Annotated in this window: 6 protein-coding genes; 1 reads left to right on the top strand and 5 read right to left on the bottom strand. The window is 72.8% G+C overall.

Translation table 11 applies throughout. The annotated features are described in order from the left end of the window. The 5 genes from AB0G02_RS29665 to AB0G02_RS29645 all read right to left on the bottom strand — a co-directional run. Window positions 1-978, bottom strand: a 978-nt coding sequence (locus AB0G02_RS29665) for a sigma-70 family RNA polymerase sigma factor (protein ID WP_360800320.1), incomplete at its 3' end; no start/stop codon positions are given. Between the two features lies 1 nt (window position 979). Next, on the bottom strand, window positions 980-1,336 hold the full coding sequence (locus AB0G02_RS29660; RefSeq protein ID WP_360800317.1) for a YciI family protein: 357 nt from the start codon (window positions 1,334-1,336) through the stop codon (window positions 980-982). A gap of 82 nt (window positions 1,337-1,418) precedes the next feature. After that, window positions 1,419-2,396, bottom strand: coding sequence for a zinc-binding dehydrogenase (locus AB0G02_RS29655; RefSeq protein ID WP_360800323.1), 978 nt, complete (start codon window positions 2,394-2,396; stop codon window positions 1,419-1,421). Window positions 2,397-2,404: 8 nt separating this feature from the next. After that, the gene (locus AB0G02_RS29650) at window positions 2,405-2,845 is read right to left on the bottom strand and encodes a MarR family transcriptional regulator (protein ID WP_360800314.1); all 441 of its coding nucleotides are present in this window, start codon (window positions 2,843-2,845) and stop codon (window positions 2,405-2,407) included. A 60-nt stretch (window positions 2,846-2,905) separates the two neighbouring features. Further along, a complete protein-coding gene (locus tag AB0G02_RS29645; RefSeq protein ID WP_360800312.1) occupies window positions 2,906-3,355 on the bottom strand; it encodes a GNAT family N-acetyltransferase in 450 nt (149 codons plus the stop codon). Between the two features lie 258 nt (window positions 3,356-3,613). On the opposite strand from AB0G02_RS29645, the gene AB0G02_RS29640 reads away from it, so the two are divergent. After that, the coding region (locus tag AB0G02_RS29640) for an FAD-dependent monooxygenase (protein WP_360800310.1) at window positions 3,614-4,424 on the top strand (811 nt) is incomplete at its 3' end.

Here is a 4,424-nt window from a genome sequence, read left to right as displayed (position 1 = left end):
CCGGTTCCGCGCCACCACCGGGCTCGGCGCCAACGCCAGCAGGTGGTCGTAGAGCAGCACCACCTGCCCCCAGTCCGTCGGCGGCGGGTCGCTGTGCACCGCGTTGATCGCGGCCTGCACCTGGTAGGGGCCCGGCTGGTTGCGGCGCAGGCACCACCGCACCAGCTCCCGCCCCTCGGCCAGCAGGGCCTGGTCCCAGCGCGAGCGGTCCTGGTCGGCCAACCTCACCAGCCCGCCCTCCGGACCGGTGCGCGCCGGACCGCGGGCGTGCAGCAGCAGCATCAACGCCAGCAGCCCGACGACCTCCGGCTCGTTGGGCATCAACCCGGCCAGCACCCGGCCCAACCGCACCGCCTCGGCGCACAGGTCCTCGCGCACCAGCGCGTCACCCGAACTGGCCGAGTAGCCCTCGTTGAACACCAGGTACACCACCGCGAGCACCGCGCGCAGCCGGTCGGGCAGCTCCGCCTCACCCGGCACCCGGTAGGGGATCCGCGCGTCCCGGATCTTCGCCTTCGCCCGCACCAGCCGCTGCGCCATCGTCGACTCCGGCACCAGGAACGCCCGCGCGATCTCCGCCGTGGACAACCCGCCCAGCAGCCGCAGCGTCAACGCCACCCGCGCCGCCGGGTTCAACGCCGGGTGGCAGCACGTGAAGATCAACCGCAGCCGCTCGTCACCCACCGCGTCCACCTCGAACCCGTCGTGCCCCTCCCGCGCGTGCAGCAGCACGGCCTGGGCCTGCCGGTCGTCGCGCTTGGCCTCCCGGCGCAGCCGGTCGATCCCCCGGTTGCGGGCCGTGGTGATGATCCAGCCCACCGGGCTCGGCGGCACACCGGCCTCCGGCCACCGCCGCACGGCCTCGGCGAAGGCGTCCTGGACCGCCTCCTCGGCGACGTCGATGTCACCGAAGACGCGGACCAGGACCGCCACCGCCCGGCCGTACTCCGCCCGGAAGACCTGCTCGACCGCCGTCACGTCAGCCGGGGATGTCCTGGAACGGCCGCACCTCGACCGGCAGCCGGCACGCCACGCCCAACCGCCGCGCCCACTCCAGCGCCGCGTCCAGGTCCGGCACGTCGATGATGCTGAACCCGCCGATGTGCTCCTTGCTCTCGGTGAACGGGCCGTCGGTGACGACCAGCTCCCCGTTCGCGCCCGGCCGCAACGTGGTCGCCGTGTCCGGGGCGTGCAGACCGCCGGCGAACACCCACACGCCGGTCTCCCGCATGTCGGCGTCGACCGCCTGGACGTCCTTGACGATCTGCTCCATGACCTCCGGCTCGGGGGCGCCGTAGCCGGTGGGCTCGATCACGCTGATCAGGTACTGGGTCATCTCGTGCTCCTCAGGTCGGGTGGTTTCCGCACCCTCTACACGAACGGCGGTCGACCACATCGACACGACCTCGACGGAAATCTCAGGCGGATTCTCCCCGAACCAGCACGACGAGCTTGCCGACCCGCCTGCCGTGCTCCATGTCGTCGTGCGCCTGCCGGATCTCGTCCAACCGGTAGACCGTCGTCGGACCGAGGCCCACCTCGCCGCCCGCGACCCGGTCCAGGAACCGCTGCAGCACCTCGGCGGGCAGGTCGGAGCTCTCGCCGCCGTACGCGGTGAGCCGCACGCCCTTCGGGAGGTAGCCGATGGGGTAGAAGTCGCGCACCAGCCACTCGTTGGACAGCATCCCGGTGAAGCACACCGTGCCGTGCACCTTCGTGGCCGCCAGCGTGTCCGGCAACGTCGGCGTGCCGACCAGCTCCAACGCGGCGTCCACCCCCTCGGGGACCAGCTCGCGGACCTGCGCGGCGACCTTCCCGTCGTCCACCAGCGGGTGCGCCACCCCGTGCTCGCGCAGCACGTCGAGCCGGTCGGCGCGGCGGGTCGTGGCCAGCACCCTGGCGCCCAGGTCGACGGCCAGCGCGGCGGTGGCGAACCCCAGCGCGGACGTGCCGCCCCGGATCAGCAGCGTCTGACCCGCCCGCAGGTCCAACCCCGTGGTCAACGAGCCGTACGCGGTCTGCAACGTCTCCGGCACCGCGCCCAGCACCTCCCACGGCAGCTCGGAGGTGAACGGGATCAGCAGCTCGCGCGGCACCGCGGTGTACTCGGCGTACCCGCCGTCGAACACCCGGCCCATCCCGCCCATCATCACCGCCACCTGCTGCCCGACCGGCAGGTCGCAGTCGCTGTCCACCACGCCCACCGCCTCGATGCCCGGCACGCGCGGGAACGTCACGCCCTCGGCCAACCCCAGCCGGGTGTGCAGCTCCGACCGGTTCGGCCCGAACGCGCGCACCTCCACCCGCACCCAGCCCGGCGGCGGCTCGGGCACCGGCAGCTCCACCACGGTCAGGTTCTCCACCGGGCCCGGCCCGCTCAGCACGACCGCCCGCATCGACCCCGTCACCGCTGGTGCTCCAGCACCACGTTCAGCACCCGCACCAGCTCCGCCCGCTCGGCCTGCGACAACGGCGCCAGCAGCGCGTCCTGGGCCTGCGCCAGCACCCGGTCCAGGTGACGCAGGTGCGCCACCCCCGCCGGCGTGATGGTGACGATGTTGCGCCGCTTGTCGCCCGGGTCGGGTCTGCGCTCGGCGAACCCCTTGTCCGCCAGCTCGTTCACGGTGGCCACCACGTCACTGCGGTCCAACCCGCCGCGGCGGCCCAGATCCGCCTGGCTGGCCGCGCCGAACTCGTCCAGCGCGGCCAGCAGCGAGTAGTGGTAGCGCCGCGCGTCGACCGCGCCCAACGCCTCGGACACGAGCCGGTGCGCGTGGGCCGTGGTCTGCCCGAGCAGCCAGGTCGCGGTGCCGCGCAGCCGCTGGGGCGCCCCTGAGGTCTCCATGCGCCCGCAGTCTACCCGCTCGTTGGCCATACCAACGATCAGGCGCTGGGCACCCGGCCCCTAGACCAGCCCCGGGTGCCCGAACTGCGCGATCCGCAGCCCACCCTCCACCACGACCGTGTCGACCAACCGGAACCCCAGACCCTCGTACAGCGCGATCGCGGGCGCGTTCGCCGCACCCGTCGACACGATCGCCGGCCCGCCCTCGGCCAGCACCTGCTCCACCAACCGCCGCGCGAACCCCAGCCGGAAGTGGCTCGGCGCCACGCACAACCGGTCGATGTCCAGCACACCGTCCACCTTCGAGTACCCGGCGAACGCCACCAGCTCGTTGTCGACGTACCCGCCCAGCCATCTCAACGGCAACACGCGGATGTCGTCGACCGACTCCCGCAACCCGGGCATCGCCGTGCTGCCGACCAACTCCGCCTCGACCGCGTAGGACTGCGACGCGATCCACTGCACGGCCTCTGCCGTGGCGTCGTCCGTGAGGTCCAAAGGAACGATCATGCGGCCACCCTCTTTCCACGAAGTGAGCCCGGTTACCCCGCCGGGACCACCGCGCAACCCCAGGTGTGACGCATCGGCCAAGGGGCGTGCCGCGCAAAGAACAGGACAGGGGGAGAAACCACTCCCTGCCACTTCCAACGTATAGCGCACAGAGGGTCTTGCGGCAAGACCCCCGTCCTGCCGCACAATTCCGCGCTGAAGCCGGGACCTGCGCGAACAGGGTCCACGAACCACGTGCCCGGCGGCTGCGGGGGACATGTGATCGACGTGATCGTGGCGGGCGGCGGACCGACCGGCGTGATGCTGGCGGCCGAGCTGCGCCTGCACGGCGTGCGGGTGGTCGTGCTGGAGAGGGACGCCGAACCGACGAAGGTCGTCCGCGCGCTCGGCCTGCACGCCCGCAGCATCGAGGTGATGGACCAGCGCGGCCTGCTGGAGCGGTTCCTCCCGCTGGGCCGGAAGCACCCGGCCGGCGGGTTCTTCGCCGGCATCGCCAAGCCGTCACCGGAACGGCTCGACACCACCCACCCCTACACCCTGGCCATCCCGCAGCCCGTCGTCGACCGCCTGCTCACCGAGCGCGCAACCGAACTGGGCGCGGACATCCGGCGCGGCCACGAACTGGTCGCGCTCAGCCAGGACGACGACGGCGTCACCGTCGAGCTGGCCGACGGCACGCACCTGCGCTCCCGCTACCTCGTCGGGTGCGACGGCGGCCGCAGCACGGTCCGCAAGCTGCTCGGCATCGGCTTCCCCGGTGAACCCGCCAGGGCCGAGACGCTGCTGGGCGAGATGGAGGTGACCGCCTCGCCCGAGACCCTGGCCGCCGTGGTGGAGGAGGTCCGCAAGACCCAGAAGCGGTTCGGCCTCGCGCCCCTCGCGGACGGGGTGCACCGGGTCGTCGTCCCCGCCGAAGGGGTGAGCGAGGACCGCACCGTCCCCCCGACGTTCGAGGAGTTCACCCGGCAGCTGCGCCGCGTGGCGGGCACCGACTTCGGCGTGCACTCACCGCGCTGGCTGTCCCGCTTCGGCGACGCCACCCGCCAGGCCGAGCGCTACCGCGACGGCC

It is taken from the genome of Actinosynnema sp. NPDC023658, assembly GCF_040639995.1.
Lineage (GTDB): Bacteria > Actinomycetota > Actinomycetes > Mycobacteriales > Pseudonocardiaceae > Actinosynnema.
Note: the sequence above shows the minus strand (reverse complement) of the source record. Positions and strands in the feature narration are given on the sequence as shown.